The sequence below is a fragment of the Solibacillus merdavium genome (assembly GCF_014836935.1).
In the GTDB taxonomy this organism is placed as follows: domain Bacteria; phylum Bacillota; class Bacilli; order Bacillales_A; family Planococcaceae; genus Solibacillus; species Solibacillus ferritrahens.
Map to the genome: position 1 here is coordinate 109,171 of NZ_JACSPW010000001.1, position 15,653 is coordinate 124,823.

15 protein-coding genes and 1 other annotated feature are annotated in these 15,653 nt (G+C 37.2%); of the genes, 9 read left to right on the forward strand and 6 right to left on the reverse strand.

Features of this window, described 5'->3' with window-relative positions; translation table 11 throughout:
• Nucleotides 1-210 precede the first annotated feature (210 nt).
• On the forward strand, nucleotides 211-2,334 hold the full coding sequence (locus H9632_RS00420; protein ID WP_191702163.1) for an ATP-dependent Clp protease ATP-binding subunit: 2,124 nt from the start codon (nucleotides 211-213) through the stop codon (nucleotides 2,332-2,334).
• Between the two features lie 110 nt (nucleotides 2,335-2,444).
• Here H9632_RS00420 and H9632_RS00425 read toward each other — a convergent pair whose 3' ends face one another.
• Nucleotides 2,445-2,642 (reverse strand): YjzD family protein, encoded by a 198-nt coding sequence (locus H9632_RS00425; protein WP_191702164.1) that lies wholly within the window; start codon nucleotides 2,640-2,642, stop codon nucleotides 2,445-2,447.
• Between the two features lie 290 nt (nucleotides 2,643-2,932).
• Here H9632_RS00425 and H9632_RS00430 point away from each other — a divergent pair, with 290 nt between their 5' ends.
• The 3 genes from H9632_RS00430 (at nucleotide 2,933) to H9632_RS18755 (ending at nucleotide 5,424) form a co-directional block, all read left to right on the forward strand.
• Nucleotides 2,933-3,868 carry a beta-ketoacyl-ACP synthase III gene (locus H9632_RS00430; protein WP_191702165.1) on the forward strand — a complete coding sequence of 312 codons (936 nt, stop codon included), beginning with the start codon at nucleotides 2,933-2,935 and terminating at the stop codon, nucleotides 3,866-3,868.
• Nucleotides 3,869-3,890: 22 nt separating this feature from the next.
• Nucleotides 3,891-5,135 (forward strand): beta-ketoacyl-ACP synthase II, encoded by a 1,245-nt coding sequence (gene fabF, locus H9632_RS00435; protein WP_191702166.1) that lies wholly within the window; start codon nucleotides 3,891-3,893, stop codon nucleotides 5,133-5,135.
• 70 nt (nucleotides 5,136-5,205) lie between these two features.
• A complete protein-coding gene (locus tag H9632_RS18755) occupies nucleotides 5,206-5,424 on the forward strand; it encodes a hypothetical protein (RefSeq protein WP_225223607.1) in 219 nt (72 codons plus the stop codon).
• Here H9632_RS18755 and trpS read toward each other — a convergent pair.
• Nucleotides 5,378-6,367 (reverse strand): tryptophan--tRNA ligase, encoded by a 990-nt coding sequence (gene trpS, locus H9632_RS00440; RefSeq protein WP_191702167.1) that lies wholly within the window; start codon nucleotides 6,365-6,367, stop codon nucleotides 5,378-5,380. The two genes, H9632_RS18755 and trpS, sit on opposite strands and share 47 nt — an antisense overlap.
• 84 nt (nucleotides 6,368-6,451) lie before the next feature.
• Nucleotides 6,452-6,680: a binding site (T-box leader), on the reverse strand.
• Nucleotides 6,681-7,154: 474 nt separating this feature from the next.
• Here trpS and spxA point away from each other — a divergent pair.
• From spxA to pepF, 4 genes are all read left to right on the forward strand, one after another.
• Nucleotides 7,155-7,553 carry a transcriptional regulator SpxA gene (gene spxA, locus H9632_RS00445; protein WP_008403575.1) on the forward strand — a complete coding sequence of 133 codons (399 nt, stop codon included), beginning with the start codon at nucleotides 7,155-7,157 and terminating at the stop codon, nucleotides 7,551-7,553.
• Between the two features lie 316 nt (nucleotides 7,554-7,869).
• A complete protein-coding gene (gene mecA / locus H9632_RS00450) occupies nucleotides 7,870-8,523 on the forward strand; it encodes an adaptor protein MecA (protein WP_191702168.1) in 654 nt (217 codons plus the stop codon).
• Between the two features lie 170 nt (nucleotides 8,524-8,693).
• Nucleotides 8,694-9,818, forward strand: a complete 1,125-nt coding sequence (locus tag H9632_RS00455) for a competence protein CoiA (RefSeq protein WP_191702169.1) — start codon at nucleotides 8,694-8,696, stop codon at nucleotides 9,816-9,818.
• Nucleotides 9,819-9,875: 57 nt separating this feature from the next.
• Nucleotides 9,876-11,684 carry an oligoendopeptidase F gene (gene pepF / locus H9632_RS00460; protein WP_191702170.1) on the forward strand — a complete coding sequence of 603 codons (1,809 nt, stop codon included), beginning with the start codon at nucleotides 9,876-9,878 and terminating at the stop codon, nucleotides 11,682-11,684.
• Nucleotides 11,685-12,235: 551 nt separating this feature from the next.
• On the opposite strand, the gene H9632_RS00465 is transcribed toward pepF, so the two are convergent.
• The 4 genes from H9632_RS00465 to H9632_RS00480 all read right to left on the reverse strand — a co-directional run bounded on the left by H9632_RS00465 (nucleotide 12,236) and on the right by H9632_RS00480 (nucleotide 15,077).
• Nucleotides 12,236-13,042: a DsbA family protein gene (locus tag H9632_RS00465; RefSeq protein WP_191702171.1), complete on the reverse strand. Its 807-nt coding sequence runs from the start codon at nucleotides 13,040-13,042 to the stop codon at nucleotides 12,236-12,238.
• On the reverse strand, nucleotides 13,039-13,437 hold the full coding sequence (locus tag H9632_RS00470) for a globin domain-containing protein (protein WP_191702172.1): 399 nt from the start codon (nucleotides 13,435-13,437) through the stop codon (nucleotides 13,039-13,041). The genes H9632_RS00465 and H9632_RS00470 overlap by 4 nt, the downstream gene beginning before the upstream one ends.
• Nucleotides 13,438-13,728: 291 nt before the next feature.
• Entirely contained in the window at nucleotides 13,729-14,481 is a 753-nt protein-coding gene (locus H9632_RS00475) for a lytic transglycosylase domain-containing protein (RefSeq protein WP_191702173.1), read from the reverse strand.
• An 8-nt stretch (nucleotides 14,482-14,489) separates the two neighbouring features.
• The gene (locus H9632_RS00480) at nucleotides 14,490-15,077 is read right to left on the reverse strand and encodes a CYTH domain-containing protein (RefSeq protein WP_191702174.1); all 588 of its coding nucleotides are present in this window, start codon (nucleotides 15,075-15,077) and stop codon (nucleotides 14,490-14,492) included.
• 197 nt (nucleotides 15,078-15,274) lie between these two features.
• Between H9632_RS00480 and H9632_RS00485 the strand changes: the two genes are divergently transcribed.
• Complete coding sequence (locus H9632_RS00485) at nucleotides 15,275-15,652, forward strand: UPF0738 family protein (protein ID WP_191702175.1); 378 nt, start codon at nucleotides 15,275-15,277, stop codon at nucleotides 15,650-15,652.
• Nucleotide 15,653: the final 1 nt, after the last annotated feature.

Below are 15,653 nucleotides of genomic sequence, written 5' to 3' on the forward strand. Positions count from 1 at the left end.
AATTATTAGTGAAATGCTTTTCTAAAATATTAAGGATAAAGTTCTATTTGTTCCACATATACTAATGATTATTTCTTTTTACTTTATTTATCGTATATTCAAAAATATAATACCGTACCTAAAAGGGAGTGTAAAAATTTGTGAGTTGACTAATTTTGACCTATAATAAAATTAGTCAGTAAAGGTCAAACTATTTGGAGGGTGCAATATATGCAATTTAACCAAACACAAGACAATCGACCACCTTTAGAACAATTTGGTCGTAATTTAATTGAACAAGTAAAGAATGGCAAGATGGACCCGGTTATTGGACGTGATGAGGAAATTCGCAATGTCATCCGAATCTTATCGCGTAAAACAAAAAACAACCCTGTATTGATTGGCGAACCAGGTGTTGGTAAAACGGCTATTGTGGAAGGATTGGCTCAACGCATCGTTCGACAGGATGTGCCGGAAGGATTAAAGGATGCACAGTTATATGAGCTAGACATGAGTGCACTCATCGCCGGCGCTTCTTACCGTGGTCAATTTGAAGAGCGTTTGAAATCCGTATTAAAGCAAGTGAAAGATTCAGAAGGAAGTATCATTTTATTTATTGATGAAATTCATACAATTGTAGGTGCTGGGAAATCAGATGGAGCCATGGACGCAGGAAATATGCTCAAACCAATGCTTGCGCGCGGGGAGCTGCATTGTATCGGTGCGACGACATTGGATGAATATCGTATGTATATTGAAAAGGATCCGGCTTTGGAACGTCGATTCCAGCAAGTTTTAGTACGTGAGCCTTCCATTGAGGACACGGTGTCCATTCTACGTGGGATTAAAGACCGCTTTGAAGAGCATCACCGCGGAGTTCGTATTCATGATCGTGCCATTATTGCAGCGGCCCAGTTAGCGAATCGCTATATTACAGACCGTTTTTTACCTGATAAAGCAATAGATTTAGTTGATGAGGCATGTGCAATGATTCGGATTGAAATTGACTCAATGCCGCAGGAACTCGATCAATTAACACGCCGTCTCACTCAGCTTAAAATTGAACAACAAGCATTGAAGAAAGAGAAGGACGATGCAAGTAAGAAACGACTGGATATCCTTACGAATGAAATCGATACTTTGGAAGCTTCCATGAAATCAATGAAAGAGCAATGGGAGCTTGAGAAAAACGGTTTGCAAATTGTACGCGATAAAAAAGACAAATTGAAAAAATATGAAGCAGAGCGGGATCAATTATTCGTGTCTGGCAATAATTTAGCGCGGGCAAGTGAACTGCAGTATAGTATAATTCCTCAACTTGAAAAAGAACTTGGTGAAATGGAAAAACAGCTAAAAGATTCGGAAGGCAATCGTATGCTGCGTGAAGAAGTAACAGAAGACGAAATCGCAAAAATTATATCTCGCTGGACAGGTATTCCAGTTACGAAGCTTGTCGAAGGGGAACGTGAAAAGTTATTGCGTTTAAAAGATACATTACATGAACGTGTTGTTGGACAGGATGATGCGGTCACATACGTAGCAGAGGCAGTGTGGCGTGCCCGTTCAGGCATTAAGGATCCTAATAAGCCAATTGGAAGCTTCCTGTTCCTAGGTCCAACAGGTGTCGGTAAAACGGAGTTGGCAAAAGCACTAGCTGAGCAATTATTTGATTCAGAAGATCACTTCATCCGCATCGATATGAGTGAATACATGGAGAAGCATTCTGTATCTCGACTTGTCGGAGCACCACCTGGTTATATCGGTTATGAGGAAGGTGGGCAATTAACAGAAGCAGTACGTCGTAATCCATACTCGGTTGTACTTTTAGATGAAATTGAAAAGGCTCATCCGGATGTAGCGAATATTTTACTGCAATTGTTGGATGATGGTCGAATTACCGATAGCCAAGGCCGAGTGGTAAACTTTACGAATACGGTTGTTATTTTAACGTCTAATATTGGGTCGCAATTTTTACTTGAGGCGTCTGATGATTCAGAGAAGCTTGTACAGACGGCTTTGCGTCAGCACTTTAAGCCGGAGTTATTAAATCGAATGGATGATATTATCATTTTCCATGCATTGTCGGAAGAACACTTCCATGCAATTGCTTGGAAATATGTTAAGCAGCTACAGGAAAGAGTTGGAGAACAGGAAATTACGTTGCATGTACGTAAGGATGTAGTGGATTGGATCGTAGAACATGGTATTGATCCCCAATATGGTGCACGTCCATTGAAACGTTTCGTACAGCGCCATCTGGAAACACTTGTTGCGCGGGAGTTATTAAAAGGAGTAGTAACAGCGGGTGGTGTGCTGGAAATTACGCTAGAAAATGATGAACTGGTGATTTCCTAGAAGTAGAAGGTGCAAAAAATGGAGTTTTTCTAATATAAATCTGCAATACGAAATTAAATTAAATGACAAGGGGCTGTCCAGTTTTATACCGGACAGCCCCTTGTCATCTATTAATGTTGCTCTGCTTCTATTTCTGGAGTTGATTCGTTTGGAATGATTGCAGCGATAATAATAACTAAAACGCTGAATACTAAAGATACGATTACGCCATTCATGAAATTAAAGTTTACACCTAATACAGAACTTACTACATAGTTTGTCATTGTTACTAATAGGAATGACCAAAAGAAAGTAATAATATATTGCATCAATTTCACCTCATTGAACTTATTTATATCGTTATTTTGAAATTACATCTTCAATATCATACCACAAGCCTTCATGAAAATAAAAGGGGGAAAACAACTTTTCGCTAAGATGTCATAAAGTGAAAATTCAACACCATAAAAACATGTCAATTGTGTTTTCCATAAATTTTAATTGTTTTCAAAATAATTATACTTTATAATTAGTACCAGATACTAATATTTAGTGATTATTTAATGTTATTCAGCAGAAGATTTGGGTTGGAGATGTTTGAAAACAAGGGGGATAATATATGAATGCTGGTATAGTTGGCATAGGCAAGTACATTCCGGAGAAAGCTTTATCGAATTCGGAAATAGAACAAATTTTAGATACATCGGATGAATGGATTCGTTCTCGGACTGGTATTGGAAATCGATATATCGCAGAGAATGAGGAAACATCGGATTTAGCTTATAAAGCTGCACAACAAGCTATTCAAAATGCCGGTATTACAGCTGAAGAAGTGGGATTAATCATTGTTGCAACAGTTACACAAGATCAAAACTTTCCAAGTGTAGCCTGCCAAATACAAGAACGTCTTGGCATCTCGGGTTGTGGTGCAATGGACATTTCCGCTGCATGTTCTGGCTTTATTTATGGGACGGCTATAGCAAAACAATTTATTGAGAGTAATAGTTATGAATATATATTAGTAGTAGGTGTTGAAAAATTATCTAAAATAACCGATTGGAATGACCGCAACACCGCTGTTTTATTTGGTGATGGCGCAAGTGCAGCAGTAATTGGAAAAGTTTCTGAAGGCCGTGGCATATTGGCATTTGAACTTGGTGCTGATGGGACAGGCGGAAAACATTTGTATTTAAATCCTGAAAACCACATTTCGATGAATGGTCGTGAAGTATTTAAGTTTGCGGTTCGTCAAATGGGTGAATCTGCAATCAGTGTACTGGAAAAGGCTGGATTAACAAAGGGAGATGTGGATTATTTAGTACCGCACCAGGCGAATATCCGCATTATGGAAGCTGCTAGAGAGCGTCTAGGGCTACCGGAAGAAAAAATGTCGAAAACGATTCATAAGTACGGCAATACATCGGCTGCATCTATTGGTATCTCAATTGTCGATGATTTAGCTGAGGGGAAAATTAAAGATGATGATATCGTAGTTTTAGTTGGATTCGGTGGAGGGCTTACTTGGGGAGCACTCGCGTTAAAATGGGGAAAATAACGAAAGAGAAGGGTGTTAAATAATGGAGAAAAGAAGAGTTGTTGTAACAGGAATCGGAGCAGTAACGCCAGTAGGAAACAATGCAGAGCAATCATGGGAAAATGTAGTAGCGGGTAAATCTGGAATCGGACCACTAACGCGAGTGGATACAAGTAAATTTACGGTGTCTGTAGCAGCGGAAGTGAAAGATTTTAATATAGAAGATTACATTGAGAAAAAAGAAGCACGTAAAATGGATCGCTTTACTCATTATGCTCTAGCTGCTTCAATGATGGCCGCAAAAGATGCAAACCTTACGATTACAGAAGAAATGGCACCTCGTGTAGGTGTATGGATTGGCTCTGGAATAGGTGGAATGGAAACGCATGAACAACAATTTTTGACTTTCCAAGAGCGCGGTGTTCGCCGTGTAAGTCCATTTTTCGTACCAATGATGATTCCGGATATGGCTTCTGGCCAAGTATCCATTTATTTAGGAGCAAAGGGAGTCAACTCATGCTCCGTAACGGCCTGTGCTTCAGGAACGAATTCAATAGGAGATGCTTTCAAAGTAATTGAACGTGGTGATGCGGATGTAATGATTACAGGAGGAACAGAAGCGCCTATCGTAACAATGGCGGTTGCGGGCTTTAGTGCAAACACTGCATTATCATTAAATCCCGATATTACGACAGCATCTCGTCCATTTGATAAAAATCGTGATGGATTCGTTATTGGTGAAGGGGCAGGGATTTTAATTTTGGAAGAATATGAACATGCAAAAGCTCGTGGTGCGAAAATTTATGGAGAAGTAGTTGGCTACGGTTCAACTGGAGATGCCCATCATATTACAGCGCCAGCTCCAAATGGTGAAGGTGCTGCACGTGCAATGAAAATGGCGTTAGATGATGCGAATGTCTCTCCAGAGCAAGTAGGATATATTAATGCACACGGTACGAGTACGCCGTACAACGACTTATTTGAGACACAAGCGGTTAAAACAGTATTTGGCGAGCATGCATACAAGCTGGCAATGAGCTCGACAAAAAGTATGACTGGTCATTTATTAGGAGCAGCGGGTGGTATTGAAGCAATATTTACAGTACTTGCCCTAAAAGAGGGGATTTTACCACCGACGATGAATTTACAGGATCCTGATCCGGAGTGTGACTTGGATTATGTTGCAAATGCAGCACGAAAAGCGGATGTAGAATATGGATTAAGCAATTCATTAGGCTTTGGTGGGCATAACGCTTGTTTATTGTTTAAGAAATACACAGAACAATAGGATATAAAAAACGAACGGACGAATTCTATCGTCCGTTCGTTTTTCGTATAGTTGTACAAAGGATGGTGTTTTGACACGTTTCGTACTATTTTTGTTTTTCTATGGGCTTTGTGTAATGTCGATTAGTAATATGATATTATACTTAAACTATCGTACACTGGGCTATTCATGGCATGCAGTGCTACTGTACATCCTTCATGGTGCAGAACTGTACTTGCTTCTAGTTGCGGTAATCGGAATGGTTAGCGTCGTTTACGGCCTAATCCCATCGCGTTCTCCATTTTCTTAAGCGTTTTGGCTGCGATAGCATCCGCTTTAGCAGCTCCTTCATCTAAAATAAGATCTAGTTCCGGAGAGTCGATTAATGCATAATAGCGCTCTTGAATAGGTGTAATATGGTCTATAACAGCTTGCGCCACACCTGCTTTAAAATCGCCGTAGCCTTTGCCTTCGTACTTTTCTTCTAAATCCCTAATTGAAACTCCTGATAATGCAGATTCAATGATGAGTAAATTGGATACGCCTGGCTTATTTTCAACGTCGAATTTTACAATACCTTCAGAATCCGTTACAGCAGATTTAATTTTCTTCTCAATATCTTTTGGTGTATCTAATAATCGGATTGTCGCTTTCGTATTTGTATCCGATTTTGACATTTTTTTCGTCGGTTCCTGCAATGATTTTATGCGGGCGCCTTCTTTTGGTAATTGGATATCAGGAATCGTTAGAACATCATTGTAACGCTTATTAAAACGTTCCGCTAAATCGCGTGTCAGCTCGATATGCTGTTTTTGATCTTCTCCTACAGGAACGATGTCTGTATTGTATAAAAGAATATCAGCTGCCATCAGTGGTGGGTATGTTAATAATGCGGCAGAAACCGATTCTTTTCCAGTTGATTTATCTTTAAACTGGGTCATGCGCTCTAATTCACCGATGGACGCGACACATTGTAGCATCCAGCCAGCCTGTGCGTGAGCGGGTACTTCAGATTGGATAAATAAAATGGATTTTTCCGGATCAATACCACAGGCAATGTACATCGCTGCTAATGAGCGGATATTTTTGCGTAATTCCAATCGATCTTGTGGAACGGTAATGGCATGTTGGTCAACGATGCAGTAAATTGCATTATTGTCATTCTGTAGTGCAGGGAATTGTTTAATTGCACCGATATAGTTTCCTAAAGTAATTGTTCCTGTTGGCTGTACGCCTGAAAAGATGGTTTTCATTGGGGGTTCCTCCTTAAAATGGGTAAATCGAATTTTTTTCAAAAACTGAAAAAAACATCATGCGTCCTCTATTAAATAAATAATAGAAGGGACGAATGATGTTGAAATCCGCGGTACCACCCAGCTTGCCTTAATTGGCCACTCTTCTTCGTAACGTGAAGGGAACGAGCTTAACTAATGGGACTTATACGTTGAAGTCCTTTCATCAAGCTAACTCGGAAGTCCATTCCATTTAATGAATGATCTGTTTGCACCAACCACAGATTCTCTAGGCACTCGTTTTAAATGTACTACTCTTCGTCATCGTTTTTCGTAATCGTTATAATAATCTTGAAAGTGATTATAACGCAAATATCGAAAAGAAAGCAATTGTTTTATTTGAAAGAAATAGGAATAAAAATGCATTGTAGTGGAAATAGTAGTAAAATAACAAGCTGATTATTTGAAACAACAATTCTTCGCTTAGTTTGTTTCTCAATTATATTTGAATAAATGAGAAAAAACATTCGGCCTATTAAGTTTAAGTCTATTAGCATCGGGGTACAAAAATGGTGTAGCACAAAAATAAAGAAAGTGCGCTTAATAGAGAAAAATATGTAATAAAAATTATTACGGTAGTTGAATTATTTGTTGACAATGTGTATTCAAACAAGGCGTATTCATGTATAATAGGAACAGAATCTTAAATTAAATTAATTCTAAACTAAGTATTATATATTTACGCTTCTATATGAAATGAAGCAGCATATATCAGTTGAATTGAAATCAATTAGAGAGGAGTGAGACAATGTTAGTAACATTATTTACTTCACCAAGTTGTACTTCATGTCGAAAAGCAAAAGCATGGTTAGAGGAACATGATATCCCATATACAGAGCGCAATATTTTTTCGGAGCCACTTACAATTAGTGAAATTAAAGAAATTTTACGAATGACAGAAGATGGTACAGATGAAATTATTTCAACGCGATCTAAAATTTTCCAAAAATTAAATGTAGATGTTGAAACATTGCCATTGCAAAGATTATACGAACTAATACAGGAGTATCCAGGTCTTCTGCGTCGACCGATTATTTTGGACGAAAAACGTTTGCAAGTCGGCTATAATGAAGATGAAATCCGTCGATTCCTGCCTCGTAAAGTACGTGCTTACCAGCTGCAGGAAGCACAACGCATGGTTAACTAAATAAAAGACACTCATGATGCTACGGTTGCCTAGGGTGCAATTGTGGCATCTTTTTTTTTATTTTCGAACATATTAATAGTGATTCTTTAATACTTGATTTAAAATGATGCGTGCAATACAATTTCAATTATTCAAATAATTTATGCTGAATAATGTTTTTTCTTTTCATTTTTATCCAAACCATCATACAATAGAATTATAGATACTTCCCATTTATTAAAAGTATCTTAGTTCCGATGCAATAGAGCGTAATATTGTAGCATTTTGGAATATAATTGACGTTCTATACAATGACTGTGAAGGGAGTTGAGGTCTAATGGACATCGAACGCATTAATGAAAATACGTTAAAACTATTTATTACGTATAGTGATATCGAAGACCGTGGTTATACGCGTGAAGAAATTTGGTACAATCGCGCTAAGGGAGAAGAGCTCTTTTGGGATATCATTGGCGAAGTAAATACAGATGATTATTTCGACTTGGATGGTCCGATTTGGATTCATATTAATGCTTCTGAAAGTGGGTTAGAAGTCGTTGTAACGCGTGCATCTGTAGGGAATGATTCCGAAACTTCATCGATGGTTGGTACTTTTGAAGACGACCTTCATATAGCAGATCAATTAAACGAAATGGAAGAATCGATTTTCAATGCAATTGGTAAGGCAGCCAAAGATGAAGAGCAAACGCTTGAAAATGCACGATTCCGATTTAAAGATATTGATGAGCTAGTGCCTCTTGCAAAACGCGCAGCCCCGTTGGGAATTAAGTCTGTGCTGTATAAATGGGAGGACTACTACTATTTATATGTAGAGTTAGAAAACCTGGAAATCCAAGAAGCGAAAAATGTCGTTGCATTATGCAGTGAATATTTATCCGCTTCCAAAGTAACGGGTCACCGTCTGGACGAATACGCGGAGACAATCATTCCAGAAGACTGCTTTGAAACAATTATCACATATTTTGAATAATCAAGCAGTAGTTGAAGCCACCTGAAATTCCGAGGTGGCTTTTTTGTTTTGAAAGGGGTGCTTGCTTCTTAATGAAACTTATTGAAAATATCACTTTCCCACTAGTTACTAATTGTAAGTTGAAAGCTTTTATTCATTTGCTTACGATAGATAAAAAGGAGTGAAAGGTATTGCTGGTCGCACTGACAGAAAAACAACAGTTACTTTATTTAACGACAAAGCTATCAGAACAGGATCTGCAACAATTAAAGCAACAACGGCAGTTTTATTGTCCCCAATGCAAGGAGAAGCTTTTACTAAAAGCGGGACAGATTAAAATTCCTCACTTTGCACATTCTAAAAACAGTAATTGTGTCTCATTATTTTCAGAGCGGGAATCGGCCGCCCATTTATTAGGCAAGCAACAATTATTTCAGCTATTCACAAAACTAAAGCTGCAACCAATGCTTGAGCCATATTTGCCCTTTCTCGGTCAAAGACCTGATATTTTCATTTCTAAAAAGGACAGGCAATATGCCATCGAATTCCAATGCAGCCCAATTTCGCAGGAACTTTTTTTACAGCGAACAAAGGGGTATTTAAAGGCAAATATTACACCGATTTGGCTATTACACACACCTCAAAAATTTCAAGCATCAGGAATTATGAAAATTTCAATTAACTATTTCAATGCTCAATTTATTCAACAGTATAAAAATCAATATTTCCTCCTAACCTATGATGTAAAAAGTAAAAATTTTTACTATATGAGTAACTTAATTCATATTAATAAAATGCAGTACTTTGCATTCGTTAAAAAACTTCCACTACATCAACAGCAATTCCCATTCCTTATTCCCGAGAAACTCCCTAAGGAAGTATTCCGTCAGGTACTCACGAGTTTTAGAAAGTATCGAGATCAATATTTGCGACCTCGTTTAATGTTGAGCAAAAAGGGGGTCAATGACCGGTTTTTACGCGCTCTGTATGAACTGCATTTAACGACCACTAATTTACCGGTTTTTTTGGGGATTCCTGTATTGAATACGACTGCTTTTGATAGTTTTTGTTTAGAGTGGCAAGTACAATTATTTTATTTTATGAAATGTCACAACCTTATCCCCAAAACGATGAATCGAAAGGCTATTCCATATTTTTTAAAATGGAGTGATATGGAACAAACGAGTGAAAGGAAAGTGGCAGTTGAGCAGTATTTAAAAATATTAAGAGCGCTGAATATTGAGCAAGTACATGAAAAAATTAACTTAAATAAACTTTTTGAAGTTCTATACGACCAATGGGTTGCAATTGGATAGTGAAATTGATTAAATAGACTTATAATTTCGAATTTCGGAATATTAGGAGGCAAATGAATGGCAAAGCAAATTTTAACACGTGAAGAAGTACCTGAGCATTTAACTTGGGATTTAACATCAATTTTTGAGTCGGATGATGCTTGGGAAGCAGAGCTGAAAGAAGTGGACCAGTTATCCAAACAAGCTTCGGATTTTAAAGGGAAAGTAGCAGACAGCGCGGAAAGTTTATACAATACATTGCAATTTAGTGATGCATTATATGAGCGTCTACACAAATTATATGTGTATTCTCATTTAAAGCATGACCAGGATACAACGAACGGCAAATATCAGGATTTGGACGGTCGAGTACGTTCTGTTATTACAAATGTAGGAGCTGCATGGTCATTTATTACTCCTGAAATTTTAGCGTTGGATGAAGCGACATTAAACAGCTATGTGGATAGCTATGAACCGCTTGCTTTATACAAACAGAGCCTTAAAGAAATTAACTTAGGTCGTCCGCACGTATTATCTGCGGAAAAAGAAGAGTTGCTAGCGCAAATGTCGGAAGTCGCTTCTTCAGCGAGCAAAACATTCAGTGCACTAAATAATGCCGATCTGGAATTCCCGAAAATTATTGGTGAAGATGGGGAAGAAGTTCAAATTACACACGGTAATTACATCACAATGCTGGAAAGTGATAATCGTGAAGTACGTGAATCAGCATTTAAAGCAGTATACAAAACGTATGGCCAATATAAAAACACATTTGCGACAACTTTGGCAGGGAATGTGAAAGCACATAATGCCAATGCAAAAATCCGTAATTACGATTCAGCGCGTCATGCTGCGTTGAGCAATAACTTTATTCCTGAAAAAGTATACGATCAACTTATTTCAACAATTCATGACTATTTACCAGCACTACATCGCTACGTGGAGCTGCGCAAAAAGGTTTTAGGTGTAGATGAATTGCATATGTATGACCTATTTACACCTCTTGTAAAAGAAGTGAAAATGGAAGTAACATACGAAGAAGCAATGAAAACGATGGTTGAAAGCTTTGCGCCTTTAGGTAAGGAATATCAAGAAATTGTACAAAAAGGTTTGGATAGCCGTTGGGTTGACGTGTTGGAAAACAAAGGGAAACGCAGTGGTGCCTATTCATCAGGTACATTCGGTACAAACCCATATGTTTTAATGAACTGGCAAAACAATGTGAACAATCTATACACTTTGGCACATGAATTTGGTCACTCGATGCATAGCTATTATTCACGTGAAAATCAGCCATACCAATATTCAGATTACTCGATTTTCGTTGCGGAAGTTGCTTCAACATGCAATGAAGAGCTTCTATTTGATCATTTAATGAACACGCTAGATGATGAAAAGAAAAAAATATATTTGTTGAATCAATGGTTAGATGGATTCCGCGGCACAGTATTCCGCCAGACTATGTTTGCTGAATTTGAGCATATGACTCATGAGTTGGATGCTAAAGGCGAATCAATTACGGCTGAGAAGTTAACATCAATCTACTATGATTTGAACAAACAATATTTTGGGGACTCGATGACAGTAGATGAAGAAATCGGTCTTGAATGGGCACGCATCCCACACTTCTATTACAACTATTACGTATACCAATATGCAACAGGACAATCTGCTGCGACAGCATTATCTAAGCAAATATTGGAAGAGGGCGAGTCTGCAGTTGAGCGTTATATTAACAACTTCCTAAAAGCTGGTTGCTCAGACTTCCCAATTGAAGTATTAAAAGCAGCAGGTGTAGATATGGAATCACCAGAACCAATCGCGCTTGCATGTAAAGTATTCGAAGAGAAGTTAGAAGAACTTGAAAAATTATTATTAAATAATTAATTGTTTGTGAAAACGCATCTGTTTCAGGTGCGTTTTTTGCTTTTAAAAATAGAAATTTTGTATTTAAAGTTATGTATTTCCTAAAAAAATTTTTGCAGCAAATAGGTAACAAATGTATATATATCAATGATTTGAGAGCTTTTTAGTTTTCAGCATAATATATGGGATGTTTCAGATTTGAAAACGCTTACTATATGGCGAAATTGTGAAATTATAAAAGAATTATTGCAAGGAATATTATTTCATGATAGAGTAATATTTGTGAAATAAATCACATAACAAACATACACCCCTTTGTTTGAACGTGAACATTTCTCCCATCCCCTTTGTGAAAAAGAGGCGTCTTATTTCTCGAGAATAAGGCGCCTCTTTTATTTTTTTACTCCATGACTATCTATATTATTGTTTTCCGGATTATCTCCATTTATTTATACTTATTGTTTCAAACTTCAATAAATATTATAGGACAAAAAAACCAGCTCGCTTAAATGCGTCGCTGGCTAAAATAAATATATAAGGGCAATTAAATTATATTGTAATTATAAATTGTGCTATTTTGCACGCCATAGTGTTATTTCATCAGTCATAATACGTTCTACTTTTTGTTGAAGCATCCGTTTTTTTAGTTCACGTTCAGCAAGCTGTTCATTGATTGAATAAATTTCTGCTACTTCCGCAGTCGTCAAAATGCTGAAATGATCGAATAAATCATCTAATGTAGGAACGGGTTGGCGATTTAATTCTTCACCGAGTAATTCTGCTAAAATATGTTCATATACTTCATAATTGTATGAACCACTTACTTTTAATCCTTCATCTTCAATGCATTCGTTGAAAAATACAATGCTTGGAATTTCCTCTACTTCCATTTCACGCGTTAAGTATAAATCACATTGAAATGCACGGGCAGCTTCTTTGGAACCAAAGTCAGATACGAATTCATCCATATCCAAGTTAACTTGCTGCGCAATTTCTATTAATGTTGCATGAGAATTAATATTTCGGGTATTAAGAACCGCTACTTCCTGAACTTTGTTTAAATAGCGGAAACCAGCTCGCTTTCCTTGCAGTTCGGCGGCTTTAATTGCGATTGAAGGTAGTGCAGGATGTGTAATATCCAATTCCGCTCCGGAAACACAGCCTTTCATACGGCTAGTAATGCTGTTTAAAGCAGAAAGTTCCGTACTGAGGACATATCGACATGTAAAGTAATGACCATATTCTACCTGAAGCTTACGTAATGTCATTTGCATAAGTAATGCTTTTTCACAAAGAGGGTCAATGAAAATATAAAGCTCAATTGGTTTATTACATGTGGATGGTGCTACAGGTTGCTGTAAAAGTTGGACATTATTCACTCAAATCCCTCCTCATCATTTGGGGCATTAACCATATGGTGAGCAGTCATTACGAGACGCTTATAGTAAACTTCGCGGAATTTACCGTCTAAGCCAACCTCGTCCATCGCTTCTGCCATACATTCTAGCCATGCCTGGGCACGATCGGGTGTAATTTTAAAATGCATATGTCGGGCACGCATCATTGGATGACCGTGTTCTTCAGTGAAGAGATTAGGACCCCCTAGATACTGCGTTTGGAATTGTATTTGTTTACGAATTGTTTCACTTAAATCATCTGGGAAAATAGGAATTAATAATGGATGCTTCGCCACTCGAGAGTAGAACGCGTTAATTAATTCAGAAAGCTTTTCAGCGCCGAGTTCCTCATAAGGAATCGTAAAATTTCGATTCATTAGTTATACTCCTTTGTGTCTTTCTTTGCCCATAAATGAAATACGAATGATGTTTCCGTTATATAAATTTCATTTAGGCGTTACATTCATTCTAGCAACGGAATGATGTTTTAACAAATAAAGTGCCCTGCAAATAATTTGTAGGGCTCTTTACATCCATATAAACTATGCTAGAAACGCATATATATAGTAGGTTTATTTGTTTATTAAAAAATTTTATCGTAGGAACATTTACATGTTAAAAATCTATATACTCACATCAATTTAAAAATGAAATCGTTTTTCTATAAGCTATACGTTTACATAGTTCATTACTTTTTTTACATAATTCTGAGTTTCCTGGAAAGGTGGAATTCCTCCATATTTCTTTACATTTCCTGGACCGGCATTATATGCGGCAAGTGCTGTTTCTATATTGTTATCAAATTGGTCCAGCATTTGACGTAAGTATTTAGCCCCTCCCATAATATTCTGTTCTGGATCAAAGCGGTCTTTCACCCCTAAATAGCTTGCTGTTGCAGGCATTAGTTGCATTAAACCCGATGCCCCGGCAGAACTAATGGCAGACGCATTGAAATTCGACTCCTGCTTCATTACTGCGGTAATTAATTTTTCCGGAATATTGAATTTTTTTGCGGCAGCCGTAATTTCAGCCTGATACTTTTCTGCCCCATTAAAGAAATTATTTACATCGATTTTACGAGTATAATCTGTCATATATGATTCAAGATTGATTGGTGGTACGTTCGTTGCTTGAAGGTGTTGAGTACCTGCTGAATCCGTTGAGTTTGTTGAATTTTCTAACAAAAATGAAGCGATATAATTATTGGTAGGTGAATTTTGCAGCTCTGTATTTGTGAATTGCTGTAAAGTACCTACATCGCCAAGTCCATTAAGGGATTGCCCATTTAAAATATCACTCATTAAATCAGAAAATAAAGTTGAATTCGATGAGGATAACGTACTCGAGCCTGGTTGGTGTGATGTATTTATGTTTTGTATTGCCTGTAGTTCCAACAATGACTTCATTGATGAAATATCCATGACAGCACCTAGCCTTTCTGATTATTCAATGCCATCATAAATCGCACAATTTTCTTTTGTGCGGGCTGTGGCTCAATTGAATGGTTTACTAAAAATGTTGAAAAAATCTTTTTTCCAATCTTTTCATCATTTGTCTCATATTCTACCTCATAATCGTCGCAGTGCAAATAAAAAGAATGATCGAACACAAGTAAGCCACCCTCGTATGGTATCTCTACTCGGTCTGTTGTCAATGTTCCGTAGCAGTGTAACGTGTTCATAGGAATGTCAAAAAGTGCTAAACGCTCATTTACAGCAGGCAATAAAATGCTCTTGCCAGCCAGCATTTGGTCGGCTTGTTCCCTTGTTATAAAATCGGTTGTTTCTAAATGTTGATGTTCTGATGTTTTTTCTTTTAATGTACACTCGATTGTTTCTCCAATCTCTCGAATTCGCAGCGCACATTGGAGTTCCTTTAAATGGTTCCCGGATGTATCAAAGTAATGGTTAACTTGACGAATAATCTGCTCTGGCTGTATAGAAAAGGCCTGAAGAAGCCCTTCATATTGAGCTTTTGTTATAATATTTTTAAATTCTATTTCGATATGCTGTGTCATTTTTTAATCTTCCTTTGCTGTCTTGGTTTTTCTTTTAAATCACTAAAACGAAACTGCACCAATTGATAGTCCTATGGTAAAATATGAAGTGAAGGTCCGTAGAGGATGGCATAGATTTTTCAACATAAATTTCATGCCCGTTTAAAAAAAATGCAACATAACACGTTGAGGCGTTATTGAAAAAGGAGTTCAATTCATTGAGAAATGTATATATAGTTAATCAATTTCAAGCAGTACATAATGAAATCCATTTTATTTTAAATGAAAAGAAACAACTTAGCCAATTACAACCTGTAGGACAAGTGATTGTTGATTCGGATAATGAGGCGTTTCTTTATATCATAGAAGAAAATGATGCATATAGTTATATTGGTTTTCCACAAGCTATATGGTCGCAATTAGTACAAATGTTAAAGTCAGGGCAACAGCCATATTTAAAAGTAGAAGATGGTTTGATGCCTCTTAATCAGTTTACCGATGAATTAAAAGGATTGCTTTACAATATAGTAGGAAACAGTAACTATGGTAATCGCTTTGTAGAGGCCGTAGAAAAGGAATTTGCTGATTTTTTGTAAA

Bases quoted from the DNA above. Each gene is read 5' to 3' on its own strand.
- H9632_RS00480 (WP_191702174.1), bottom strand. From the start codon at position 15,077: ATGACACAGCATATCGAAATAGAATTTAAAAATATTATAACAAAAGCT.
- fabF (WP_191702166.1), top strand. From the start codon at position 3,891: ATGGAGAAAAGAAGAGTTGTTGTAACAGGAATCGGAGCAGTAACGCCA.
- H9632_RS00470 (WP_191702172.1), bottom strand. From the start codon at position 13,437: ATGAATCGAAATTTTACGATTCCTTATGAGGAACTCGGCGCTGAAAAG.
- H9632_RS00420 (WP_191702163.1), top strand. From the start codon at position 211: ATGCAATTTAACCAAACACAAGACAATCGACCACCTTTAGAACAATTT.
- spxA (WP_008403575.1), top strand. From the start codon at position 7,155: ATGTTAGTAACATTATTTACTTCACCAAGTTGTACTTCATGTCGAAAA.
- mecA (WP_191702168.1), top strand. From the start codon at position 7,870: ATGGACATCGAACGCATTAATGAAAATACGTTAAAACTATTTATTACG.
- pepF (WP_191702170.1), top strand. From the start codon at position 9,876: ATGGCAAAGCAAATTTTAACACGTGAAGAAGTACCTGAGCATTTAACT.
- H9632_RS00475 (WP_191702173.1), bottom strand. From the start codon at position 14,481: ATGGATATTTCATCAATGAAGTCATTGTTGGAACTACAGGCAATACAA.
- H9632_RS00425 (WP_191702164.1), bottom strand. From the start codon at position 2,642: ATGCAATATATTATTACTTTCTTTTGGTCATTCCTATTAGTAACAATG.
- trpS (WP_191702167.1), bottom strand. From the start codon at position 6,367: ATGAAAACCATCTTTTCAGGCGTACAGCCAACAGGAACAATTACTTTA.
- H9632_RS00430 (WP_191702165.1), top strand. From the start codon at position 2,933: ATGAATGCTGGTATAGTTGGCATAGGCAAGTACATTCCGGAGAAAGCT.